The organism is Paenibacillus sp. EB106-04-04-XG159 (genome assembly GCF_058791835.1).
Genome location: NZ_JBYTDY010000010.1, coordinates 73,290 through 96,543 on the forward strand (window position 1 = coordinate 73,290; position 23,254 = coordinate 96,543).

Below are 23,254 nucleotides of genomic sequence, written 5' to 3' on the forward strand. Positions count from 1 at the left end.
GCTCTTTTGAGTCTGAGATGTCGTTTTTCGACGTCTCAGGTCTCGCATGGGTGACTCACAGCGCGCGCACACGCACAAAAGTAGACTTTTCCATTTTACAGTGTCATATTATTAATAGATAATAGATATTTCATTAATGAAACGATCGGGAGGATGACTTATGACAAAATGGCTGCTTCCTGTAGCAATATTAGCGATGGGCATACTATATATTTTCTTTGTACCCAATCTTACTCTATTTAAGCTGATTCCAATGTGCCTCATTCTGATTTACGCTTATTTGCAGAGACCTGATTCGAAAGACCGCTACTTCCGGCTTGCGCTTGTTGGACTGTTCTTCTGTATGCTGGGGGACGGATTCATAGAGTGGTCGTTCGTGGCCGGACTCAGCGCATTCTTGATCGGACATCTCTTCTATGCAGGAGCATTTCTAACTAGATGGCGATTCTCATGGCCGCGCTTTCTGACGATTATCCCTATCGCGGTGTACTTCTTCTTTATGTGGAGTGAGCTCCAGTCAGCTCTCAAGCTTAACAACGAAGAAGTTCTGTTAATCCCTGTGCTGTGCTATATGATTGCTATCTCCGTTATGGGCTGGCTGTCCATCATGACCGGCAGCAAATGGGCGATCGTAGGCGGCTTGCTGTTTATGGTATCGGACTCCATCCTAGGCTGGAATATGTTCGTTTCAGATGTGGCTTACGCGGATACATTAATTATGATCACTTATTATTCAGCGCAGTTCTTGATTGCGCGCAGTATCTATAAGAAGCAGATCCGATATGCCCGCATCGGACAGTTTTAATGAAATCGTATGAATACATACAGGCTATTACCATGTACATAAAGTGCACGGTAATGGCCTGTTTTTCATTTCCGATCTTATGGGTCCACTCGAATAACAGCCTCGCAATACCTTTCACTAGACATACACCCCGGCCCACCTAGGAGAATACCCTAACCAATAAGAGGCATCCGCAATGCCTTAATTTCGATTTATCCATGTTCATAACGTCACTGAAAGATCCTATTTACAACAGAAGCTGGAAGGAGTAGCATCATGCAAATTCATGTCGTGCAACCCGGGCAGACGTTGAACGGCTTATCCCAAGCCTACAGCATCTCTGCTCAAACGATAGCGGAAGCGAACCAAATCCCGCAAGACGCTCCATTAGTCACAGGTCAGTCGCTGGTCATCCCTATTGTTGGACAGTATTATTGGGTACAGCCTGGCGACAGTCTCTATACGATCGCTCGCAAACACGGTACTACCGTAGATAAGCTTGCCTCTGTCAATCGACTGGATGTCAATAAACCGCTGCAGGTCGGAGTACGTCTCTATATTCCCCCCGCTCCGCGAAGCAAGGCCGAAGTCAACGCCTACATTGAACCAAGAGGAGATCAAGTATCACAGGACCTCACTGCAGCCGCCAGAGAAACAGCGCCTTATCTTACCTACTTGGCTCCTTTCAGCTTCCGCGTCAATCGAGACGGATCATTGAAGGCTCCGCCACTGGGGCAATTGCAGGACATCGCCCGAGAGAACAATGTCACGATGATGATGGTGGTTACCAATCTGGAAAATGAACAGTTCAGCGCGGAACTGGGGCATGAAATCTTAACGAACGAGCAGGTGCAGAACACAATGCTCGACAACATCATGAAAACAGCTCAAGAGCTGGGGTTTCGAGATATCCACTTTGATTTCGAACATCTGCGCCCTGAGGATCGAGAAGCCTACAATCGATTTCTAAGAAAAGCGGCTGAGCGGATTCATGGCGCGGGGTATCTGATGTCTACAGCGCTGGCTCCAAAGACAAGCGCCGCGCAAACTGGAGAATGGTATACAGCTCATGACTATAAGACGCATGGAGAGGTTGCTGACTTTGTTGTAATTATGACGTATGAATGGGGATATAGCGGTGGTCCTCCGATGGCTGTCTCGCCTATTGGACCTGTTCGCCAGGTGCTGGAGTATGCACTCACGGAGATTCCAGCGTCCAAGATCATGATGGGACAGAATCTATACGGTTATGACTGGACCTTGCCTTATGTGCAGGGCGGCCCATACGCCAAGGCGTTAAGTCCCGTCGCTGCCACTAATCTTGCTCGAAATAGAGGCGTACCTATCCAATACGATCAGAAGGCGCAAGCGCCCCACTTCAGGTACACAGATGATGCGGGCAAAGAGCATATCGTCTGGTTTGAGGATGCTCGCTCGATTCAAGCCAAGTTTAACCTATTGAAGGAGCTCCGCTTGCGCGGCATCAGCTACTGGAAGCTCGGCTTGGACTTTCCGCAGAATTGGCTGCTTATCGATGACAACTTCAATGTGGTGAAACGTCAATAAGATGCCAAGAGTAAAGACAACAGCATAACAAAAGCTTTCGAGGAGCAGGATCTGCCGCCGCGAAAGCTTCCGTATGATCGATATGCGCTTATTTGCGCTATTCGCTGATTGCCATTGGAGCCGCAATCCGCTCCATCCCATACATGTAAGGCCGCAGTGCTGCTGGGATTCGGATCGAGCCATCGGCTTCCTGATGGTTCTCCAGCAGCGGGATCAAGATACGCGGCGAAGCGATGGCCGTGTTGTTCAAGGTATGGGCATACTGCAGCTTGCCCTCCTTGTCACGGTAGCGAATGTTCGACCGCCGCGCCTGAAAGTCATGCAGGTTCGACGACGAATGAGTCTCACCATAGGCCTGCCGGCTCGGCATCCATGTCTCAATGTCGAACTGCTTATACGTCTTCTGCGACATATCGCCAGTACACACAGCCATAACACGATAAGGCAGCTCTAACAGCTGCAGGATCTCCTCCGCATTAGCTGTAATCTCCTGATGCAAGCTCTCCGATACTTCAGCATCGGCTTCACACAGGATGACCTGCTCAACCTTGGCAAACTGATGCACACGATAGAGCCCCGTCACATCCTTGCCTGCCGAGCCGACTTCGCTGCGGAAGCAGGTCGATACAGCCGCCAGTCTCACTGGCTCAGCCATTTCCACGATTTCATTAGCGTAGTACGAGACGAGCGATACTTCCGACGTACCTACAAGCCATTTCCCCTCATCAACAAGCTCATACGTCTGATCCTGCCCAAGCGGGAAGAACCCTGTATGGGTCAGTGCTTCCGTCCGCACCATTAACGGCACATCCAGCAATGTGTACCCTTTGCGAAGCAGCAGATCCACCGCTAATTGCTGAACAGCGCGGTGCAGCAGCACACCCGCTCCCTTTAAATAGTAGTTTCGCGATCCGGCCGTCTTTACCCCGCGCGGAATGTCGATCATGTCGTGCAGCTCGCCGAGCTCTACATGATCCTTGATCTCATAATCGCGCGCTGGCGGTTCCCCTACACGCTTCACTTCCACATTGTCTGCATCCGAGCGTCCGATCGGGGTATCCGCCGATACGATATTGGGGACGAGAAGCATCAATTGCGTATATTGCTTCTCAACCTCATTCAACTCCTGTTCCGTCGCCGTTAGCTTCTCATTCATCTCTTTCACAGCTGCTCGGCGCGCTTCAGCCCGCTCTTGATCGCCATTCTTCATCAGCTTGCCAATCTCTTGCGACTGTTCATTGCGCACGCGGCGCAGCTCATCTACTTCCTGCTGCAGCCGTCGTTTCCGTTCATCCACCGCCGCAAGCTCGCCGATCGAGATCTGAATTCCTTTCTGATCCGCCGCGTTCTGTACTTCATCTGCATGTGCTCTTATCCATCTCATGTCCAACATCGTCTACCGACTCCCTCTCGCGAAAAATACAAAAAGCGCCCTCATCCGTATGGGACGAGGAGCGCTTCGCTCGCGGTGCCACCCAACTTGATTGAACAGCATAGCCGTCCAATCCTCTCTGGTTCCGCGATAACGGGCGGTGCCGGTAAACTTAGGGCAGTGCCGCAATCGACTCACACGATTAACGGACCCCTTGACGAGAACGCCTCCGAGTTGGATGCTCTTCACAGGCATGATCGAATCATTGAATTTAACGTTTAGTATAGCCTGTTCTTCGAGCAATTACAATCTTTTCTATGTTCTACGGCGTAGTTAGCTCCACCGTGCGCCGCTTCTTATCATACTTGATCCGAATATTGTACAATTTACAGAACTCCTTCAAGGGAATCATCAACTCATCTTTCACCAGCATAGGCTGCTGCTTCGCAAAGTATATTTCCTCCCCATCAACCTTAATCGCCATATATTCATTCTTGCCCCCAGTGGCAATCGACTTTAAGGTCTCGATCAACTCCTCAGGCTTCTTATCGCTGCCGCCCGCATTGAAACGATAAGCATTCTTGTCACGGCGCGAGGTCAAGCCCGGCTCTATCGTGAAGGAGAGCTTGATCTGAAGTGACTTTAATATATCAAATACGTCATCATTAGCCGCGCCAAACGGAAATGCTATATAAGCCAAATCATTGCCTAGTTCTTCGCGCAGCCGCTTCTCGGCTGTTCCGAGATCGGTTGCGATCCGTTTCTTGTATTCCTCTTCCGTCTCGACGCGCTTCTCCGCCTGAATGTACAGCGGGTGGGTCAGCATCTGCCCCTCCTTGCCCTTGTTATCAATTGCACGATAGTAATGGGAATCGTATGAATGACTATAGAAGCTCATGCCTGCTTGCTTCATCTCTCTCATCTGATCCCATGTCATCTTGGTTACCCCAGTCCGATTATCCACTGCCGCGACCATCACGAAATTAGTTGCAGTATGACCATACTTCTTCAAGATCGGATAGGCGTGTGTATAGAAGCTCTCATAACCGTCGTCAAATGTAAGCAGCACCGCGTTATCCGGCACGTCCTGCCCTTCTGTCATAAAAGCCGTATACTCTTCTAAGGTGATAATCTTAAAGCCGTTTAATTCCAACAACTCCATCTGCTTGTCAAAGTCTGCTGCTGATAGAATGTGCGGTTCAGTAGGATGATCTTCGATATGATGATACATCAGTACAGCTACTCGATCTTTGTAGTACGTACCAGGATCAAGTTTAACGATTGCCGTCTCCACTTGCTTGCCAAATTCACTCTCGATTAATGCTTCTGACACCATCAGTCTATTATCGTTCATATATATCGCGGCTTTATTGTCAATCGTTTTCCCATTTACAACTAACGTGATGTCTTTAGAATATATATACAGCGTATAACCAACAACCAATAAGACGAATAATAAACAACCCATTAGCCACTTTCGGTGTAAAAATGCTTGCACCTTCATCGTTGAATCTCCTCACTATGAATCTGGTTAGAACAGAGTTTAAGGACAACACCTAACGAAATGAGTCTATGTTGATTAATAGCTGCTTATCATAGTCTGAAGTTGTGCTCTTTCGTTCCAAATACAAAATTTCCACATATCGCCTATTATATGGTATATATTGTCGACTTCCTATCCTAAATTGTGCTTAATTTGTGTCGACAGAACGAAGGCTAATGGCCTATCTTAACCCAAGAACAACAGAAATGGGCAGCCTGATGACTCAGACTGCCCATTAACGGTGCATGCTTATATAAGTTATATTAAATCAACATCTTAAAGAGAGAGAGGAATATCCCGATGATGAAACCGCACAACGCTCCGTTCACTCGAATCCACTGCAAATCTTTACCGACCTTATCCTCCAGCATAAGTACTAGGGATGCATCGTCCATCCGATTGATATTTTCGCGTACCAGCTGTCCGATTCTGTAGTGATTGCTCTCTACTATGCGGATAATGTTAGATGAGATCCATGCCTCTCCTTTAGCCAACATCTCTGGATCTTCACCAGCTTTCCTCACGAGCCAGCGATAAGCTGCAAACACCTTGCGTCCTCCCGCTTCGCGTTCCGACTCCAGCTTAGCAATAATAAGATCTCGCAGCTGTTCCAGCTGTGTGATCAAGATGGACTCCATCTGCTCTTCCTTCAATTGCTTGGCAGCCCATTGCTTCAGCTGTTCCAGATAGTCTTCATTCTCCGCGAGCTCGAACAATCGAATGCGAACCTCCTGCATTAACGCTTCGCGGGTTGGATGCTCAGGAACCTTCAGATCTCGGATCGCGGATACGATTATATTCTGCAGCATAGCCCCCATCTTATCTTCATCCACGAAGCCGGCAAACGCCTGTACAGCAAAGCCTGTAAAGCCGCCCATTCTCACTTCAGACAGCTTCTCGAGGGCAAGCTGCCCAAGCATGAGCTTTGTCTTGCGCTGCTTAACCCAGTCAGATGCTTGATCCAACACATAATCCAGAGCTTGTTCATCATAATGGTCATGGAGCAGCTTCGTCATTACAGCATCCGCCGTGCTTTTAAGGTCCATCTTCTGAACATAAGCCGCTAATCCAGATTGAATAGATGGGACAAGCTGTTGAATCGGCAAGCGCTGAATACCAGTGATGATCATATTGATCATCTGTACTCTGATCTCTTTCTGGCTCATCAACTTCGTCAACATAGCAGTGGTGCGCTGTAATATTTGAATCTGTCGGAGCTTGCTCTCAATGCTCTCCTTGTTCAGCAATTCATTCTCCATAGAAGAAATCATCGATTCAACAATTCTGTTCTTATTCTTCAGCAAGAGCGAAGTGTGCGGAATAGGTATCCCCCACGGATGGCGAAACAGAGCGGTTACTGCGAACCAATCCGCAATTCCGCCAACAAGTCCTGCTTCAAATCCGCCGTGAAGCAAGATGATAACAACATGCTGTGGCAGAAACATCGTCACCGCGAAACCTACGGCCATAACGGCTAGTGATATTCCCGCTATATATTTGGATTGCATGTGCGTCCCCCTTCTCTACTAAGTATACGGATAAGCTAATTAAATGCTTCCCATATTCATTCATCATCAATCATTATACGGTATAGGACGTAAATACGTCAGAAATACCTCCAATCACGAAGCGTCCACCTGAAATGAATATGAACTTCTTACATCCAGTTAAAGAGTATAGCTAAGAAGTTTTCTAATGCGCAAATCCAAAAAAGCTCCTTTCGGGCAGCGACGCCTGAAAAGAGCTTCTATCGTTATAAGTGCTGGTTTCAACTTAGCTATTAAACAGCTTGTCCAAGTAGTCGTATGTTAATGGCATGTTCTTTTTCAGGTCACTGCGTGTCTTATCGCTGTATACATACAATGTTGCTGCCTCCGCAAAGTATTCAGCAGGGTAGACCGATACATAACCGTCTCCGTCATATTTCACCTTGGCTTCTTTGTCGAAGATATCTTTGAAAGTACTCGTGCTGCTTGCTTCATCGTATACGAAACGGTCTATCGCGTGCATCGTTTCATGAATCTCCAAGTTGTACGAGCTGTGACCTTTACCCTTCTTGCTATAACCGATTCTAACGACAACGTTGCGTTCGCTGACGCCAGGAACGTCGTCCCAAGTCAATCCCGTGTTCTCCCAACCTCTTGGGGTAACACCTTTCAAATACTGAAGTTCCGGCTCGTTCGTGATGATGTCGTTCGTAAGCTTAATCTTAGTCCCTTTATCGTTCAATCCCTCTAATGCTGCTGCAGGAATCTTCTCAAGTCTATCGATCATAGCTTTAGCTTCTTTAGTATTATAATCGCCTGTTGGCAGCACGACCAATTGATCGATTACTGAAGTGCCTTGTGCTTCTACTGTATATGCTGGTGTTGCGAATAAGAACGATAAGATAAGTGCGACAACGACAATACGCTTGTCCCATTTCATCATAATTCTCCTCCTAAAGCCAACGCTCTTGGACGTTGAGCTTGTTTATCGGTAGCTGGCTGGCTTAGCACTCACTGCTGTAGCCCCTCTAGCTTTGCGTCGCCATCTTTCGATGGGTTTGCCTTTGTCAATACGGAGTTGACCAATGTACTTCCAATATAAAAAGCCCTTCTTACCTAGGTAAGAAGGGCTGGAATTACGCAATTGGACACGTATCGCTTCTATACCGGTAACTGGCTGGCATCGCGATCTCTCGCCTTAGCCCCTATAGCTTTGCGCCGCCATCTTTCGATGGGTTTGCCTTTATCAATATATGGAGTTATTATCTATCAAAATTCCTACTAATATCTTACTTCTGAAAGATTCAATAGTCAATAGAATAGTAGGCATAATTCCCTATTTATTCCTATTTCTATTTCCGCAAATGCTTCCCTTGCCAACCTTATGATGATAGATTCATGAATCTGTCCAAAGAAAAAAAGCCGCATGCATGGCTGCGACTTCTGCGGATGTAGCCCATGACGTAAGGCTGCAGCACCGCATTCGATTCTCCGTGGGAGATATGGAACTGCCCGCCAATCCAAAATAATTAATAAACTTTCACTTATCCGATTAATATTTTACATAGAAAACGTTATAATTTGGTGTATCGTTGATTATTTGGTATATGCTGCCTTTAATTTGTGACAGATAAACGAGTGTTGCCCAGCATATGACTTGAAGCTGTTAACTATTAACTTGGTTAAGTTTGTGCGGCTCCAGTATTCATTTCAACGATTACGAACAACTAAGATATTGAGAGGGGTAATATATATGTTTGCTCAACTGAATGGCGCTCGAATCTACTTCGATGTGGAGGGCTCCAGCTACGTTCCTAACGGACCTCGCATGGAACATAGAAAAGTATGTTTCGTTCTGCACGGCGGACCAGGAAGCGATCACTCCGACTTCAAGCCGTGGCTGACGCCTCTTGCTCAGCATCTGCAGATCGTCTATGTAGATCATCGCAACAATGGGCAATCGGACCGGGTTAATCCTGCTGACTGCACTCTAGAGCAGCTGGCGGATGATCTAGAAGCGCTGCGGCTATATTTAGGCCTTGAATCGATCCATGTATTGGGGCATTCATTCGGAGGAATGGTGGCACAGGTCTTCGCTACGAAATACCCGCAATCCGTGGACAAGCTTGTACTCCTATGTACGGCGCCAAGCTATGAATTCTATCCAGCTGCGTTGGAATTCGCGGCAGCGGTAGCCACACCAGAGCAGCTGCGCGCGATTCCAGAACTGTTCGAAGGCAACATTAAGGACAACGACCACCTGGAGCAATGGTGGAGCCTATGCTTATCCTTGTACTTCTATAAACAAGACCTTCAGCTGATGGAGGAAGTCGGAAACCGTCCGATCGGCTCCTTAGAAGCTTGCAACTATACGTTCAAGCACCTGATCCCGCTGTATGATGTTCGCCCGCTTCTGCCGTCTTACGAGTCTGATACACTCATCATTGCAGCGCGTCACGATTGGATTACACCTGTATCGCAAGCAGAGGAGATGGCGAAGCTGCTGCCTAACGCCAAGCTTCATATCTTCGAGCAGAGCGGTCATATGCCGTTTATCGAGGAGCAGGAAGACTTTAATCATCTGGTAGCCGAATTCTTATTGTCATAATCGCGATCACGTCTTAGCCTTCATTTATGTTATCGAATGGATCAAATCATATGCTAATCCTGCAATGATTACTCTATATTAAGAGTGGGTAATGAATCTCCAACTCATCCATTACATATGAAAGAAGTGACGATATGAGCAGAGTTCAATTTGTTAAGCCAGGTTTATTCTCTCCGCTTCAAGCTGCTGCGGACTTTAGACGTTTGGAATTCGATATTAAGAATGAATGCTTGCTCACGGAGCAAACGCCGGTTGACTTTGTATTTATCGGGGATTCGATCACGCATCTGTGGGAGTTCGATCCCTACTTCCATTCGGAACGAGGCGCATTAATTAACCGCGGAATCGGCGGGGACGTAGCACAGTATGTCGCGAAACGCTTTGAAGCGGATACGCTGCAGCTTAAACCGAATCATATCGTGTTGATGATCGGTGTGAATGACACCTTTAAGATGGAATCGACGAATGTGCCAAACCGTATAGGTTGGACTAGCGATGAAGTATTCGAGCTTGTTACTACACACATCGACGAGATAGCTAAGATGTGCGCAGACCGCGAGCAGCCGCTCATTCTGTGCTCGATTCTGCCGACGAACCGGCCGGCAACCGAAGCCAACCAAGAGCGCAATGCTGTCATTGTTCAGATCAACCAACATATCAAGAGTATCGCTGAACAATACGGCTTCATCTACGTCGATTATCACAGCCACTTCGTTGAAACAGATGGTCAAACGCTGCGGGACGGATTAACCGACGATGGGGTGCATCCGCACGCTCTAGGCTACAGCTTAATGGCCCAAGTCCTACGCAGTACGTTGAAGGAAGCCAACATTGATATTTAGCATGCTGCGGGACACAGTAGCCTTGTCACCTGTTATATCCATATGCACTTATCCAGCGGGCCCAGCATATTGGCGCCCGCTGTTTCTTATATGTTCACCCCGCTATTTACTCAAACTGTATCAAGACTCCTCTCAGCATAGAAGTTTACCGCATGACGGAATATAGTATAATATATGGCATGCGGTTGTTACTTTGGCATATGAGAAAGGAATCCCAGATGAGAATTAATAAATTCATTAGTGAAACGGGCATATGCTCCAGACGGGAAGCGGATAAATGGGTTGAAGCGAAGCGTGTATCGATTAACGGCAAGCTGGCCGAGCTTGGCAGCACGGTGGAGCCCGGCGACGATGTTCGCGTCGACGGCAGACGTATCGGCGAGAAGAAGAAGCCTGTATACATCGCTTTAAATAAGCCTGTGGGCATAACATGCACGACCGAGCTGCACGTGAAAGACAACATCGTTGACTTCGTTAATCATAAAGAGCGCATCTTCCCGATCGGGCGTCTCGACAAAGATTCGGAAGGCCTGATCCTGCTTACTAACGATGGCGATATCGTCAATAAGATTCTGCGAGCAGAGAATAACCACGAGAAGGAATATATCGTAACGGTAGACAAGCCCATTACCCCTTCCTTCGTAGAGGGGATGTCGCGCGGAGTTCTTATTCTTGGCACGAAGACGAAACCATGCAAGGTTACTCCAATCGGTGAGCGCGTGTTTAAGATTATTCTGACACAAGGCTTGAATCGTCAGATTCGCCGGATGTGTCAAGTGTTTGGCTATAATGTCGTGAAGCTTAAGCGTATTCGAATTATGAACATCCGACTCGATCCATTGAAGATTGGACAATGGCGTGATCTGACGGATCAAGAGTTCTCAGAGCTAATGAAGCTCACAGGTCACGAGGTTCGCGACACCCGAAAGGGCAGAATCTGAGGACAGATCGCCAATAGAATATGTTCTATGACAGCCCGACTCGTACCGTTGGCAGGTGCGCGGCGAGCTATGATTAAAGGGGATGCAGATAAGTCAGATGATAAGTCGACTTATCCGCATCCCCTTCGTAGTTAGAGCAGATATCTAAAGTATATATAGATCGTGGAAATAACAATGGACAGCAGCATCATCGGAAATCCATACTTCATGAACTTAACGAAGGTAATCGGATGTCCTTCCTTAGCTGCCAATCCAGCCGTGATCAGATTCGCGCTTGCTCCGATCAATGTACCGTTTCCGCCAAGACACGCGCCGAGCGCAAGGCTCCACCAGAGCGGCTCCAGATTGGACACGCCCATATTGCCCATTTCCTGAATCAACGGAATCATCGTCGCAACAAACGGGATGTTATCCATGAAGGAAGAGGCCAACGCGCTCATCCACAGAATCAGCATCGAGGTTGCGGTCAAGTCGCCGCCAGTCACTTCGATCGCTTTTTCAGCCAAGCTGTTAATGACTCCCGTATCCACGAGCCCCCCTACCAGCGTAAATAATCCGATAAAGAAGAAGATCGTAGTCCATTCCACCTTGCTGAACGCTTCCTCCATCATATGCTCACCGGTAATTAACAGCAGAATAAAGGCCCCTGTCAACGCAACGACAGATGACTCCACATGTACGATCTGATGCAGAAAGAATCCAGCGATCGTAAGCCCCAGTATAATTAGGCATTTTACCAGCAAACGGCGGTCGGTAATGAGCTCGCTCTCGTCGATTGCCATGATCCCCCGCTTATGTTCGTCTGTCGTACGTAGACTTTTGCGAAACATGAGGATGAACAAAGGGATTTGAACAGCCAGTATGAGCAAGACGACCGGTGCCAGGTTCTCAATGAACGCCATAAAGGTCAGTTCCGGCACGGCGCTGCCAATCATAATGTTTGGAGGATCCCCGATCATCGTTGCTGTACCGCCGATATTGGACGCAAGGATCTGTGAAAATAAAAACGGAAACGGATTGACCTTCAATTGCCGAGTAATGCTGAACGTAACCGGAACCATCAATAAGACAGTTGTTACATTATCCAAAAATGCGGATGCCAGAGCTGTTATCAGCGCTAAAGCGACCAGGATCTTAATCGGATCTCCCTTCGCTACCTTAGCCGCCTTGATAGCCATATAGCTGAAGAAGCCTGTTTTCGAGGTCACACCAACAATAATCATCATCCCGAGCAGCAGACCCAGAGTGTTGAAATCGATATGATGCGCGATCGCCGATTCAATGTCAACTATACCAAACAGTATAACTAACAGACCGCCAAGCATCGCAACTATGGTGCGGTGAATCTTCTCCGTAATAATCAATGCGTACGTGATCAAAAAGATGCCAATTGCCAGTATTGCTTGAGTATCCATATGTCCCCCTACCTAACGTCCTCTGAGAATAACATTCTCGTATGGGCATTTATTCATGATCGTATACTTCTTAGTGAACTATGTATGTCACGCCCAAAGTAATAAAGATAACTCTTATAGTATCACCCATTTTCAAAAATTCCATAGTTCTGCAACAAACATCACATAAATTCATGCGCCGCAGCTCGTTGACGACCCATTATCTGAATATTCAAGAAAATTGCAGGAGGTCTCGCGCATTCAGTGAGTTCATGGCAACAAAAAAACCGATCATGTCGACCGGTTTATTGCATGTATAGATGTGTACCTATTCTGGCGTAAATGAGCTCAGTGCTGTATTTGTCTCGAAATAAAAAGGGACTAGCGCCGCCTGCAGCTAAACTCCGGGTATACTCAAAGTCCAGCGCAAGCACAAAGTCAGAGAAATAGGCGGAAGTCGTGCTGCCTGGCACTCTTTGTTTATTCAGTGCTGCGATGATTTCGTCCGCCGTCTTTATTCCGATTCCATGCCCATAGTACAGATTGTTGCCTAGAACGATCGCATTTTCCCCCTGCCACTCCGGTGTTTCCGGATTATAATCAGGATTCTCAAAATAGACGATGTCTCCAGGATATGCCTCATTGTTGTTGTAGTTCGGGATCAAACGCAAATCGCTGTCATACTGCCAGTCATATAGTACGATGTCCTTAAAATGATAATCGAATGCCGCCTTGCCGATACCGTCCAATATCGCCCTGTACATCACAATCACCATTGCGGTAGCGCATTCTGTTGCGTACAGATGACCATTTCGAAAAATATCGAGTATTCCATCAGAAGGCAGCACACCATAGTTCAACCTGAAGCCTCCGTTATCATTCCGAGTCCAGACGAGCTCGTTGCACTTGGAATTGTCGAACGTCGAGAAGTTCAAGCCGCTGTGGTAGAGAGCGATAGCATCCGAAACGATCCTGCTTCTCATATTCAGCTCGAATGCCAAGGCTGCCGGGGAATCATATCGATACACAACAGGGCTGTTCTGTTTCTGTACATAAATGGATCTTTCCAGTTCCATCATCGGGATTCTGCTTACTTGATCTGCGCCATGACTCACAATGATTGTCACTGTATCACCTCCGATCGTACATAACCTCGTTTAGGCTATTGTACGTACCGACCTTAGGTAAAGTGCACAGAATTCTACTTTCGACCGTAATCCGCCTTGATCTCGCCCCATTCCTGCGTCTCCCACTTCAACACCTTGTTGTCATAGCTGTTCGTCTGGAGCCATTTCAATGCACGGTCAACCAGATCCCACACTTCCTTCGTGGAGGTATTGCGCTCCAGGGTGGTCGCGACCTTCTTCTCTCTAACCCATTTCATTGCTGTGCGGGAATCGCTGTACACCGTTTTATGGCTGCCAAGCTTCTTCAAGTAGGCCAACGAATGAACGATAGCCAGAAACTCGCCCAGATTATTGGTACCGTTCGGAATAGGTCCTCGAGCAAACAAAACTTGACCTGTCTGCGTATCCACGCCCCGATATTCAATCGGTCCAGGGTTGCCCTTGGTGCCTACATCAACTGAAATGCTGTCATAGTCAATCTCCCCTGCTGACGCTGGTGTCGATGAAGCTGCCTTCACCTTACCCGCCGATGCGCTTCCTGATTCCTTCTTGCCCCAGTGCTTCTTCCAGCCTTCCTTGTATGCTCGCTCCGCCTCCGCTCTCGTGGAGTAGGATTTATATTTAGCATCCTTGTATGCCGCTACTTCGGCTTGGCACTCCGGCCAACTCGTGTAGATTCCCGGCCGATTGCCTTCCCATACGACATAATACTTTTGCTTAGCCATATACTGCCCTCTTCCCTTCCACTTCCATGTGGATTTCACTCCTTAATCTACTATTTCAATCGTTCGATTGCAACCAAAAAGGAGCTCCCCCCGTTGAGTTCGGAGGAAGCTCCTATTCATCTGACGCTTATACTCCCGACTCCGCTGGAGGCGCAGTCTGCAGGATGATCGTCTTCACGACCTTCGTTGTCTTGCCCAGCTTGTTAGCTGCCGTAAATGTAAAGACGTTAGCCCCTTCCTTCAGCTGCACAGTCTTACTGAAGGAGCCGTTCCAATCCACATTAATGAGCACATCGTTCAAGTACAACTGCGGTCTGCTGTCGTTCTTATCGGTCACACTGCCCGTTAATGTAAACTCGGGATTGGTTGTCGTTTCTGGCGCGTAGCCAATGACAAGAGCGGGACCTTCTACTGTGAAGATAATCGTCTTCGTCACGGACGTCGATAAGCCTGCGCTGTTCACCACGCGAATGACGAAGGTATTCACACCTTCAGTCAGTGTTACTTCCTGGGAGAAGGAATTATAATAGCTGTTTGAAATAATCGTTTCATCATTCAAGTAAACGGTAAATCTGCTGTCATTATCATCGCTCACAGAACCACTGATTGTGATCTTGTCGGATGTCGTTGTTGCAGGAATATCATTCACTTGCAGCACAGGTCCGCCAGGAACGTACTTAATGACCTTCGTTACAGTCGTCTCTTTGCCTATCTTGTTCACAGCTTTGAATACGAACGTATTCTCATTGTCCTTCAATGTCACCGTCGCTGAAAATGATCCATCATAGCCCGCCACATACAGCTTCTCACCATTCATATAAACGGTTGGGTAGCTATCATTCTTATCCGACACACTTCCCGTTATCGTAACTTCCTTCAGCTTGCTCAGATCCGGCGCATTTACTTTCAGCGTAGGAGCCCCGGCACTGAATTCGATGCTCTTCGTCACCGTGGTAGACTTGCCGGCTTTATTTGTCGCGCGAATCGCAAATGTATTCACACCCTCCTTAAGCTTAACCTCCTTGGAGAATGAACCGTTGTAGCTCGCCACGTACAGCTTCTCATCGTTCATATAAACCGTTGGATTGCTGTCATTCTTGTCTGTAACTGTACCGCTGATCGTGATCGTCTCGTTCGTTGACACTGCCGGAAGATCATTCACACGCAGCACAGGGCCATCGGCGTTGAGTGTAACCTTCTTCGTGACAACCGTCTCTTTGCCGTTTTTGTTGACCGCTTTGAATACGAATGTATTCTCGCCGTTACGGAGCGTGTACTCTTCTGAGAAGCTGCCATTATAACTGCTGACAGATACCTTTTGATCATTAATATAGAGCGTTGGATAGCCATCGTTCTTATCCGTTACCGTACCAGAAACCGTCAGCTTCTCATTCGCCGTTTGCTCTGGAATGGAGTTCACTTGGAGGTTAGGACCTCCCGCATTGAACGTGATCGTCTTCGTCACCACAGTGGACTTGTCCTGCTTATTAACTGCGCGAACCACGATCTTATTCACGCCTTCTTGCAGCTTCACTTCCTCCGAGAAGGAACCGTTGTAGCTGGACACAGACACCTTCTCATCGTTTAAATATACTACTGGATAGCTGTCATTCTTATCCGTTACCGTACCGCTGATTGTTATCGATTCTTTTGTGGTCGTCTCCGGTACGTCGTTCACTCGTAATTGAGGACCATCGATCTGATAGACGATCGTCTTCGTTACGCTCTTCTCTTGACCGTTTGGCAGCTTTGCAGTAATCGTGATGGTATGGCGGCCTTCCTCATCCAGCTTGTACAGCTCTTTAAAGCGGCCATCTTCCACCTTAACAGCCGAACCGTTAATGGTTACCTTCGCATTGCGGCTTGTCGATCCTTCGACCGAGAAGGTTCCGCTCTCAGTCTTCTCAGGAACGCTCACTTCCAGCTTCAAGCCTTCTCCCTGATCATGGGAAGAATCCTTGATTACTCGATATAGGAGCGTGGCCACTTCCGCGCGCGTAATCGGATTCTCAGGACGGAAGGTGCCGTCTTGATAGCCTTGAATGAGTCGATTCTCAGTCGCAATCGCTACATAGTCTCTTAGGTTATAGGAAATGCTGTCTACATCACTAAAGTTGCGATCAAGTATGTACGGATCTTGTAAATCATCAGCCGTATAGCCCAATACCTTAACGAGCGCCACTGCTACATCTTCACGAGTAGCTTTCGTATCGGGACTAAAGAATGCCTTCCCCTTAGGCGGATAGTAGCCTGTAAGAAATTCCTTCGCTGCCTCGACATATTTGAAAGACCATCGATCTCGCTGCACATCCGTGAATGACGGAGTATCTACATCCACCAGATCCAACGAAAACGTGACCGAGATCAGCTTAGCGAATTCCTCTCGCGTGATTGGCTTCTCCGGTTTAAATGAATTATCCTGATATCCGCTGATATACCCCTTCTGAGCCATATCATAAATAGCATCATTCGCCCAATGGTTCTGGACATCAATAAACACAATGTTCTGATTGATAATACTGCCGTTATCCGCGATTGCCGCATTGCTTGCCGCATATGCTTGCGGAGCAGCTGTCATCATCAAGACAACAAGCAAGAACATGACTAATTTCTTAATTGCTCTCATCACAGTATCCCCTTATAGTAGGTTATAAGTCCTATATATGAGTATAATAGATTACTTTCATATATTCTACAGTAGTTCTAGATTAAGGGTGGCGGAAACGGACAGAGGAGCCCTTATTCCTTAAAAAAAGCAGCATATTGGGAGTTTTGCGGACACAGAAGCCGTTATTTGCTTCGGTTCTATCGAAAACGGGCTGATTTGTCACAAATAGCGGCTGTACGGTCCGTGTGGATGACGATATAGCGGTGTTGGCTGCAAATAGCGGATCGTGTGTCCGCATACCTAGCATCATCTTGTGTTTGAGGAGAATCTGAGTATAGATTGTCATATAATGACTAGGTTATACGGATACTTCGTTATAATAAACAGACTACCTCCTAATTATAGGAAGTAGTCTGTTTTTTATAGATCAAACTGGGTTTACTCATTATGCCAAATGACAGCCAGAGTGCCTTCGCCTGCGTGGACAGCAATAGTAGAGCTTATCTCGCCGATTACGATATCCAGGCTTGGGAAGCGACTTCTCATTTCTTGCTTGAATGCTTCTGCTTTCTCTATCACATTGCCATGCATAATTTGCAGTTGATGAATCGTGTTCCGTTGATACGCTTCTGCGAACAATTCAATCATTCTCAAGTACGCTTTCTTCTCTGAGCGAATTCGTTCGAACAGTTCGAATGCTCCATCGGAGTTAACTCGAATAACGGGTTTAATTCGAAGCAGAGAACCTAGCAGGTACTGAGTGCCTGTCATTCTACCGCCTTTATAGAATTGCTCCAGACTGCCTAACACGATATAATTTTCCGACTTATTAGCCTCTTGACGCAATACACCTGCAATTTCCTGGCAATCGATCCCTTCCTTGGCCATCGCGATGCCCTTGTACAGCAATGTTGTGATCGCATAAGACATCGATTTCGAATCAACGACCTCAACCTGGAAGGAACCCATCTCTGCAGCGGATTGGCAGCAAGCTAGTGTTCCGCTTAACTTCTCAGATACATGAATAGCGATTGCACAGTCATAATCAACACTTAGACGTTCGAATAATTCAGCAAATCTACCAATAGGCGGCTGCGACGTCTTAGGTATGACTGTTTCTTCTCGAATGCGTCGATACAATTGCTCTGTGGTTAGATCAATACCATCTTCGTATGCATGGTTGCCAAATATAATCCCTAGGGGCATAACGAATACATCTGGGTTATCCTTTAAGTCAGCAGGGATATAAGCCGTACTATCTGTGATCCAAGCAATCTTTTTTGTCATTGAGCTCCCATTTCTATTGATATGACGTATGATGTATGCTGAGAAGGCTCGCATAAGCTATAAACACTACATACACTCGATAAGCGTTATAGATCTCAACACAATTGCTCACCATTATATCATTCGCCATAGTAAAGATAAACGCAATTTATCCTTGCTGCTAGAAAGTAACTATGCCGCTGCGATATACCAAAAAGAGCGAACACCCTGAGAGGCGTCCGCTCTTTGCAGTCTAAGCTATCATTCAACTCTGTGACACTGCCTGCTTTTTGTGCGACATTGCCGATGCAACTGCATTGACCTATGACTGACTGACGGCAGTTGATTTGTTTTTCTTCGCGATACCGATAAGGACAACTAAGGCAACCATCAGTATCTCAAATCCGTATTTAATAACCGGGTTCGTGAAGAACTGTGCCAAGAACGGTTCGTTTACAAACATCTTGGCAGCTGTCCAGCCTAATACACCCGATCCAACAAAAATAGCCCAAGGGAATCTTTCGAGTAGCTTCAGTACCACTGTGCTGCCCCATACGACGACAGGAACAGAGATCATCAATCCTATGACCACGAGTACAATATGTCCCTCTGCCGCGCCTGCTACCGCAAGCACATTATCAAGCCCCATGGCAGCGTCAGCGACGATGATAGTTCCAATGGCTGCCCATATACTGTTCTTGGCCTCGACATTATGTTGTTCATGATCCTCGGTAACGAGCTTAATCGCGATCCAGAGCAGCATCAAGCCGCCTATAATGAGCAATCCAGGAATCTTGAGCAGATAAACTACACATACCGTTGCAATGATACGAATGGCGACTGCACCCACCATCCCCCATATGATTACTTTCTTCTGATCTTTCTTCTGAATATTGCGCGCAGCCAGCCCGATTACAATCGCATTATCACCCGCCAATACTAAATCAATAATGACGATTGACAATAGGCTAGTCCAGAATTCAACACTGAATATATCCAATCTAAACATCTCCTTGATATGGTATAACGTTATATAATTTCTGCGACATATAACTTAAGACATATAACTTCTTGTTTAAAGATCATACTCTCAATGTAAAGAGACCTCAACCCGAGATGGACTGAGGTTTCTTATTCTATATGAAGCTTTCATGCCATAATGTACACTGTATAAGTTAATATGCCTTTGAATCAAGTTATCCTAGGTTTTTTCGGAAATATACTAACTATTACATACCTTCTATCTCCTCATTAGTTCCCATTATATCTTATGCCCTGTGCGTGGACAAGCTATTCGGAATGACTAATCCGCCGATGCGGCATTCCATCATTTACATGCTGCCCAGCAGCCTAATATAACCAGACCTCTATAACCTATGGAGCTTCAGGTATAGCCAGCGGCTCAGACCTTGACACTTTGACGACCGTGATGCGCATCTCATCGACATTTTCCACTTTAAAGTTGAACCCGCTGTACTCCATGACAGGCTGCTCATCTTCATTCGGAATCCGATCCAATAAACCAATCAGGAAGCCGCTTAACGTATCATACTCATCCAGTGGAAATTCTATATCTAGATAATCCCTTAGCTCACGCAGATTCGTTCCCCCATTGATCAAGAACGTATCCTCATCGAGCTGTTCAATCGTCTTCTCTTCTTCATCATGCTCGTCAAATATATTGCCCACAATCTCTTCGACTAAGTCTTCTATCGACACGATACCCGCCATGTCACCATATTCATCGATCGCAACTGCCATGTAGACTTTGTCTTTTTGCATCTCTTTATACAGATCGTCTATATGCTTCGACGCCGGAATAAAGTAAGGCCTGCGAATGATATCCTTCAACGCGAAGTCGTTCTCACTGCCAGTGCTCGTATCGATGAATTGAAACATATCTTTAACATGCAAAATACCTTCAATATGATCTGCATCATCCACGTATATCGGGTATCGGGAATATTTTTCAATATTAATAATCTTCACGACTTCCTGCAGCGAAAGGTCAATCGGAATGCTGACTACAGCGCTGCGATGCGTCATGATATCGTCTACTGTCTTATTGTCGAACTCAAAGATGTTGTTGATCACCATCTTCTCCGTCTCTTGAATCGTACCGTTCTCGTTACCGACATCGACCATCATCCGAATCTCTTCCTCGGTTATTTCTTCCTTATTATCATACGGGTCGACTCCAAACAATCGGACAATCAAGTTCGTTGAACTGGTCAACAATTTAACGAACGGAGCGGCAATCTTCAAAAGTATCGTTAATGGCAACGCGACAAACATCGCGATCGGCTCCGACTTCTTCATCGCTAATCGCTTAGGTACAAGCTCACCTAACACTAACGTGAAATAAGACAAGATTAATGTAATTACAATAACCGCGATCGACTCCAGAACGCCCAGTGCAATAGGCACTCCTGCCTCATAGAGCATCGTCGCGATCTCGCTAGCGAAGCTCTGGGCAGCAAATGCGCTCGCCAGAAATCCCGCAAGCGTAATACCGATCTGAATTGTGGCTAAGAAACGGCTCGGTTCGCTCAGAAGGTTGTGCAGCAGTCGGGCTTTCTTGTGCCCCGATTCCGCCATCGCCTTAATCTTATTATCATTCAATGAGATCAACGCGATCTCAGAAGCCGCAAAAAACGCATTTAGCAATATGAGTATGATAAGTACCAATATCTCTGTAAACAAGTTATTCATCCTCCATCGTGATTTTAGATCATCGTTATTTCTAACTTGCTCCTACTTACTTAACTGATAGAGGATCTAATTCCGTCGATAATAGCTCGTTTTCCAGACATATTTGATCGTACGCCAACCGCATAATGCCAATAGCCTATCACCCGGCTCCCCTGGCTCATCGCCCATCGTCTTAGTCACCTCCTTGAATGATCCATACATTATATTAATCATTATATGTATAGATCACGCTGTAAGTAAAACCACCTAATACGCTATATTTACCCCTATTATTCGAAAATGTAACTTCCATGTCCGCAACACTTCCTCGAACGCGTTAAAACGGGAAGAACAGCGGCAGCACGGCAACCACAGCAATGCCCATCACCAGCTGCAGCGGCAGCCCGACCTTCAAGTAATGGCTGAACTTGTATCGGCCAGCCGACATGACCAGCGCATTGGGCGGCGTCGAGAACGGAGAAGCGAAGCACATGCTCGCTCCGATCGATACCGCGAACAGGAATGGATAAGGACTGACTCCAAGCTGTATCGCCGCATTCAGCGCAATAGGCGCGAATAGGACAGCGCAGGCTGTATTGCTGATAAACATCGTGAGCACCGACGTTGTGAAGTACACACCTGCGAGTAGAGCTAGCGGTCCGTAACTGCCAAGCGATTGGACAAGTCCCTCTGAGAGCAGTGCAGCGGCCCCTGTCTTCTCAATCGCGATCGACATCGGGATCATCGCGCCGATGAGCACGATGCTTTCCCAGTTGACCGTCTTATACGCTTCCTCCATATTGCGCACGCAGCCGAATATAACCATCAACACAGCCGCAATCATGACCGAAGCCACCGCAGGAACGATTTCAGTGACGAGCAATAAGACCATCAGCAGCAAAATGCCGGCTGCTATCGGCGCCTTATTGTCATTCGTTACCTTGCGCGACTCTTCAAGCGGCTGCCCAACAACGACGACATCAGCCTGCTCCCCGGCTAGTAAGGCGATATCCTTCCACGTCCCCTGAACGAGCAGGGCATCGCCAAAACGCATTTTCTCCTCTTTTAAATTGTGCAGCAGGTACTGCTCCTTCCGCTGAATCCCTAGAATGTTGATTCTGTACTTTTCACGGAAGCCGGAATGCTTAATGAGCTGACCAATCAGCCTGGAGTTAGCCGTCAGCATGACCTCTGCAATGCCTACATCGCTTGTAGCGTACTGCTCCGCATTGATTAGCTGCTTCTTCTCTGACGCTTGGCTATCGAGCAGCTCCAGTTCATACTGTTCAATAAACGACTCTAACTGTTCAAAGGACCCATTAATATATAAAATATCTTCTTCTTGAATCACCGTGTCAGGCCCTGCTATTTCTTGATTGATCGTCTTGAAGAACTGGTTCTTGGTCGATATCTTACGGCGAATCTCGATGACGTTCAGCCCGAATTGCGCGGGTATATCGAGTTCTAGCAGCGTCTTCGAGCGAATAGGTGATTCTGCTCCTACTTGAACGCGAAATAGATTCTGCGACAGCTGATACTTTCGTGCAAGATCTTTAAGCGAACGCCCAGTACGCTTCTTGCTATTGCCTTCTTCATTCTTAGGCAGAAATCGGCGCAGAAATAAGAGCGACACAATGCCTACAGTGAGACAGACCAGTCCTATCGGTGTAAACGAGAAGAAGGAGAGCGGCTCGTAACCCGCGTTGATTAGCGTATCCTGAATCACCAGGTTAGGCGGTGTTCCGATTAAGGTCAGCATGCCGCCAAGGCTGCTGGCGAAGGCCAGCGGCATCAGCAAGCGGCCGGGATTGATCTCTGCATTCATAGCTAAACTAACGACGATCGGCATCATAACGGCCACCGTACCCGTATTGCTGACGAACGTGCCGAGCGCCGCCGTAACCAGCATGACCATAATCAGCAAGCGCGTCTCATTCTTCCCCGCGAGCTGCAGCAGCTTACGGCTCGCCATCTTAGCTAAGCCAGTCTGAAAGATGCCTCCTCCAACTACAAACAAGCCGATCATCATAATGACAACCGAATTGGAGAAGCCTGACAGCGCCTCACTTGGTGTCAATATATTCGTCAGCATCATCACGATTAGGGCACCAATCGCCACAAGATCTGAACGCACTTTACCTGAGATAAACAGCGCTGACGCTGCTGCTAATATGATCAGCGTCAACAACATTGGTCCGTTCACAGTTAATTCCCCCTCTACGATGTAACAGACTATGTTCTATGTTACGATACTTGGATCACGTTATCCTGTAACATGGATTACATGGAAAGAGCCAGCC

General features: G+C 47.0%; 17 protein-coding genes and 2 riboswitches. Of the genes, 5 read left to right on the forward strand and 12 right to left on the reverse strand.

Going from position 1 to position 23,254, the window contains the following annotated elements; translation table 11 throughout:
- The first annotated feature begins 160 nt into the window (after window positions 1-160).
- Complete coding sequence (locus AC3WTP_RS13725) at window positions 161-805, forward strand: lysoplasmalogenase (protein ID WP_492395186.1); 645 nt, start codon at window positions 161-163, stop codon at window positions 803-805.
- Window positions 806-1,060: 255 nt separating this feature from the next.
- Window positions 1,061-2,350, forward strand: a complete 1,290-nt coding sequence (locus AC3WTP_RS13730) for a glycosyl hydrolase family 18 protein (protein WP_492395187.1) — start codon at window positions 1,061-1,063, stop codon at window positions 2,348-2,350.
- A 97-nt stretch (window positions 2,351-2,447) separates the two neighbouring features.
- On the opposite strand, the gene serS is transcribed toward AC3WTP_RS13730, so the two are convergent.
- From serS to AC3WTP_RS13750, 4 genes are all read right to left on the reverse strand, one after another.
- Window positions 2,448-3,743: a serine--tRNA ligase gene (serS, locus tag AC3WTP_RS13735; RefSeq protein ID WP_492395188.1), complete on the reverse strand. Its 1,296-nt coding sequence runs from the start codon at window positions 3,741-3,743 to the stop codon at window positions 2,448-2,450.
- A 301-nt stretch (window positions 3,744-4,044) separates the two neighbouring features.
- On the reverse strand, window positions 4,045-5,226 hold the full coding sequence (locus tag AC3WTP_RS13740) for a polysaccharide deacetylase family protein (protein WP_492395189.1): 1,182 nt from the start codon (window positions 5,224-5,226) through the stop codon (window positions 4,045-4,047).
- Window positions 5,227-5,528: 302 nt separating this feature from the next.
- The gene (locus AC3WTP_RS13745) at window positions 5,529-6,773 is read right to left on the reverse strand and encodes a DUF445 domain-containing protein (RefSeq protein ID WP_492395190.1); all 1,245 of its coding nucleotides are present in this window, start codon (window positions 6,771-6,773) and stop codon (window positions 5,529-5,531) included.
- A gap of 265 nt (window positions 6,774-7,038) precedes the next feature.
- Window positions 7,039-7,695 carry an anthrax toxin lethal factor-related metalloendopeptidase gene (locus tag AC3WTP_RS13750; RefSeq protein WP_492395191.1) on the reverse strand — a complete coding sequence of 219 codons (657 nt, stop codon included), beginning with the start codon at window positions 7,693-7,695 and terminating at the stop codon, window positions 7,039-7,041.
- 44 nt (window positions 7,696-7,739) lie between these two features.
- A riboswitch (cyclic di-GMP riboswitch) is annotated at window positions 7,740-7,825 on the reverse strand.
- 92 nt (window positions 7,826-7,917) lie between these two features.
- Window positions 7,918-8,004: riboswitch (cyclic di-GMP riboswitch) on the reverse strand.
- A gap of 501 nt (window positions 8,005-8,505) precedes the next feature.
- Between AC3WTP_RS13750 and AC3WTP_RS13755 the strand changes: the two genes are divergently transcribed.
- From AC3WTP_RS13755 to rluF, 3 genes are all read left to right on the forward strand, one after another.
- A complete protein-coding gene (locus tag AC3WTP_RS13755) occupies window positions 8,506-9,360 on the forward strand; it encodes an alpha/beta fold hydrolase (protein ID WP_492395192.1) in 855 nt (284 codons plus the stop codon).
- A gap of 134 nt (window positions 9,361-9,494) precedes the next feature.
- Window positions 9,495-10,202, forward strand: a complete 708-nt coding sequence (locus AC3WTP_RS13760) for an SGNH/GDSL hydrolase family protein (RefSeq protein ID WP_492395193.1) — start codon at window positions 9,495-9,497, stop codon at window positions 10,200-10,202.
- A gap of 200 nt (window positions 10,203-10,402) precedes the next feature.
- Window positions 10,403-11,143 (forward strand): 23S rRNA pseudouridine(2604) synthase RluF, encoded by a 741-nt coding sequence (gene rluF / locus AC3WTP_RS13765; RefSeq protein ID WP_492395194.1) that lies wholly within the window; start codon window positions 10,403-10,405, stop codon window positions 11,141-11,143.
- 131 nt (window positions 11,144-11,274) lie between these two features.
- Here the strand turns inward: rluF and AC3WTP_RS13770 are convergent, their stop codons facing one another.
- The 8 genes from AC3WTP_RS13770 to AC3WTP_RS13805 all read right to left on the reverse strand — a co-directional run bounded on the left by AC3WTP_RS13770 (window position 11,275) and on the right by AC3WTP_RS13805 (window position 23,157).
- Window positions 11,275-12,558, reverse strand: a complete 1,284-nt coding sequence (locus tag AC3WTP_RS13770; RefSeq protein ID WP_492395195.1) for an ArsB/NhaD family transporter — start codon at window positions 12,556-12,558, stop codon at window positions 11,275-11,277.
- A 284-nt stretch (window positions 12,559-12,842) separates the two neighbouring features.
- Complete coding sequence (locus AC3WTP_RS13775; protein ID WP_492395196.1) at window positions 12,843-13,664, reverse strand: protein-glutamine gamma-glutamyltransferase; 822 nt, start codon at window positions 13,662-13,664, stop codon at window positions 12,843-12,845.
- A 74-nt stretch (window positions 13,665-13,738) separates the two neighbouring features.
- Window positions 13,739-14,389, reverse strand: a complete 651-nt coding sequence (gene rnhA, locus AC3WTP_RS13780; protein ID WP_492395197.1) for a ribonuclease H — start codon at window positions 14,387-14,389, stop codon at window positions 13,739-13,741.
- Between the two features lie 127 nt (window positions 14,390-14,516).
- Window positions 14,517-17,015: an S-layer homology domain-containing protein gene (locus AC3WTP_RS13785; RefSeq protein ID WP_492395198.1), complete on the reverse strand. Its 2,499-nt coding sequence runs from the start codon at window positions 17,013-17,015 to the stop codon at window positions 14,517-14,519.
- A 420-nt stretch (window positions 17,016-17,435) separates the two neighbouring features.
- Entirely contained in the window at window positions 17,436-18,284 is an 849-nt protein-coding gene (locus tag AC3WTP_RS13790) for a DegV family protein (protein ID WP_492395199.1), read from the reverse strand.
- A gap of 301 nt (window positions 18,285-18,585) precedes the next feature.
- Entirely contained in the window at window positions 18,586-19,263 is a 678-nt protein-coding gene (locus AC3WTP_RS13795) for a TerC family protein (RefSeq protein WP_492395200.1), read from the reverse strand.
- A gap of 374 nt (window positions 19,264-19,637) precedes the next feature.
- Window positions 19,638-20,966, reverse strand: a complete 1,329-nt coding sequence (locus tag AC3WTP_RS13800; protein WP_492395201.1) for a hemolysin family protein — start codon at window positions 20,964-20,966, stop codon at window positions 19,638-19,640.
- A gap of 325 nt (window positions 20,967-21,291) precedes the next feature.
- On the reverse strand, window positions 21,292-23,157 hold the full coding sequence (locus tag AC3WTP_RS13805) for an SLC13 family permease (protein ID WP_492395202.1): 1,866 nt from the start codon (window positions 23,155-23,157) through the stop codon (window positions 21,292-21,294).
- Window positions 23,158-23,254: the final 97 nt, after the last annotated feature.

Bases quoted from the DNA above. Each gene is read 5' to 3' on its own strand.
- AC3WTP_RS13745 (WP_492395190.1), bottom strand. From the start codon at position 6,773: ATGCAATCCAAATATATAGCGGGAATATCACTAGCCGTTATGGCCGTA.
- AC3WTP_RS13730 (WP_492395187.1), top strand. From the start codon at position 1,061: ATGCAAATTCATGTCGTGCAACCCGGGCAGACGTTGAACGGCTTATCC.
- AC3WTP_RS13755 (WP_492395192.1), top strand. From the start codon at position 8,506: ATGTTTGCTCAACTGAATGGCGCTCGAATCTACTTCGATGTGGAGGGC.
- AC3WTP_RS13785 (WP_492395198.1), bottom strand. From the start codon at position 17,015: ATGAGAGCAATTAAGAAATTAGTCATGTTCTTGCTTGTTGTCTTGATG.
- AC3WTP_RS13750 (WP_492395191.1), bottom strand. From the start codon at position 7,695: ATGATGAAATGGGACAAGCGTATTGTCGTTGTCGCACTTATCTTATCG.
- rluF (WP_492395194.1), top strand. From the start codon at position 10,403: ATGAGAAAGGAATCCCAGATGAGAATTAATAAATTCATTAGTGAAACG.
- rnhA (WP_492395197.1), bottom strand. From the start codon at position 14,389: ATGGCTAAGCAAAAGTATTATGTCGTATGGGAAGGCAATCGGCCGGGA.
- AC3WTP_RS13790 (WP_492395199.1), bottom strand. From the start codon at position 18,284: ATGACAAAAAAGATTGCTTGGATCACAGATAGTACGGCTTATATCCCT.
- AC3WTP_RS13740 (WP_492395189.1), bottom strand. From the start codon at position 5,226: ATGAAGGTGCAAGCATTTTTACACCGAAAGTGGCTAATGGGTTGTTTA.
- AC3WTP_RS13760 (WP_492395193.1), top strand. From the start codon at position 9,495: ATGAGCAGAGTTCAATTTGTTAAGCCAGGTTTATTCTCTCCGCTTCAA.
- AC3WTP_RS13725 (WP_492395186.1), top strand. From the start codon at position 161: ATGACAAAATGGCTGCTTCCTGTAGCAATATTAGCGATGGGCATACTA.
- serS (WP_492395188.1), bottom strand. From the start codon at position 3,743: ATGTTGGACATGAGATGGATAAGAGCACATGCAGATGAAGTACAGAAC.
- AC3WTP_RS13770 (WP_492395195.1), bottom strand. From the start codon at position 12,558: ATGGATACTCAAGCAATACTGGCAATTGGCATCTTTTTGATCACGTAC.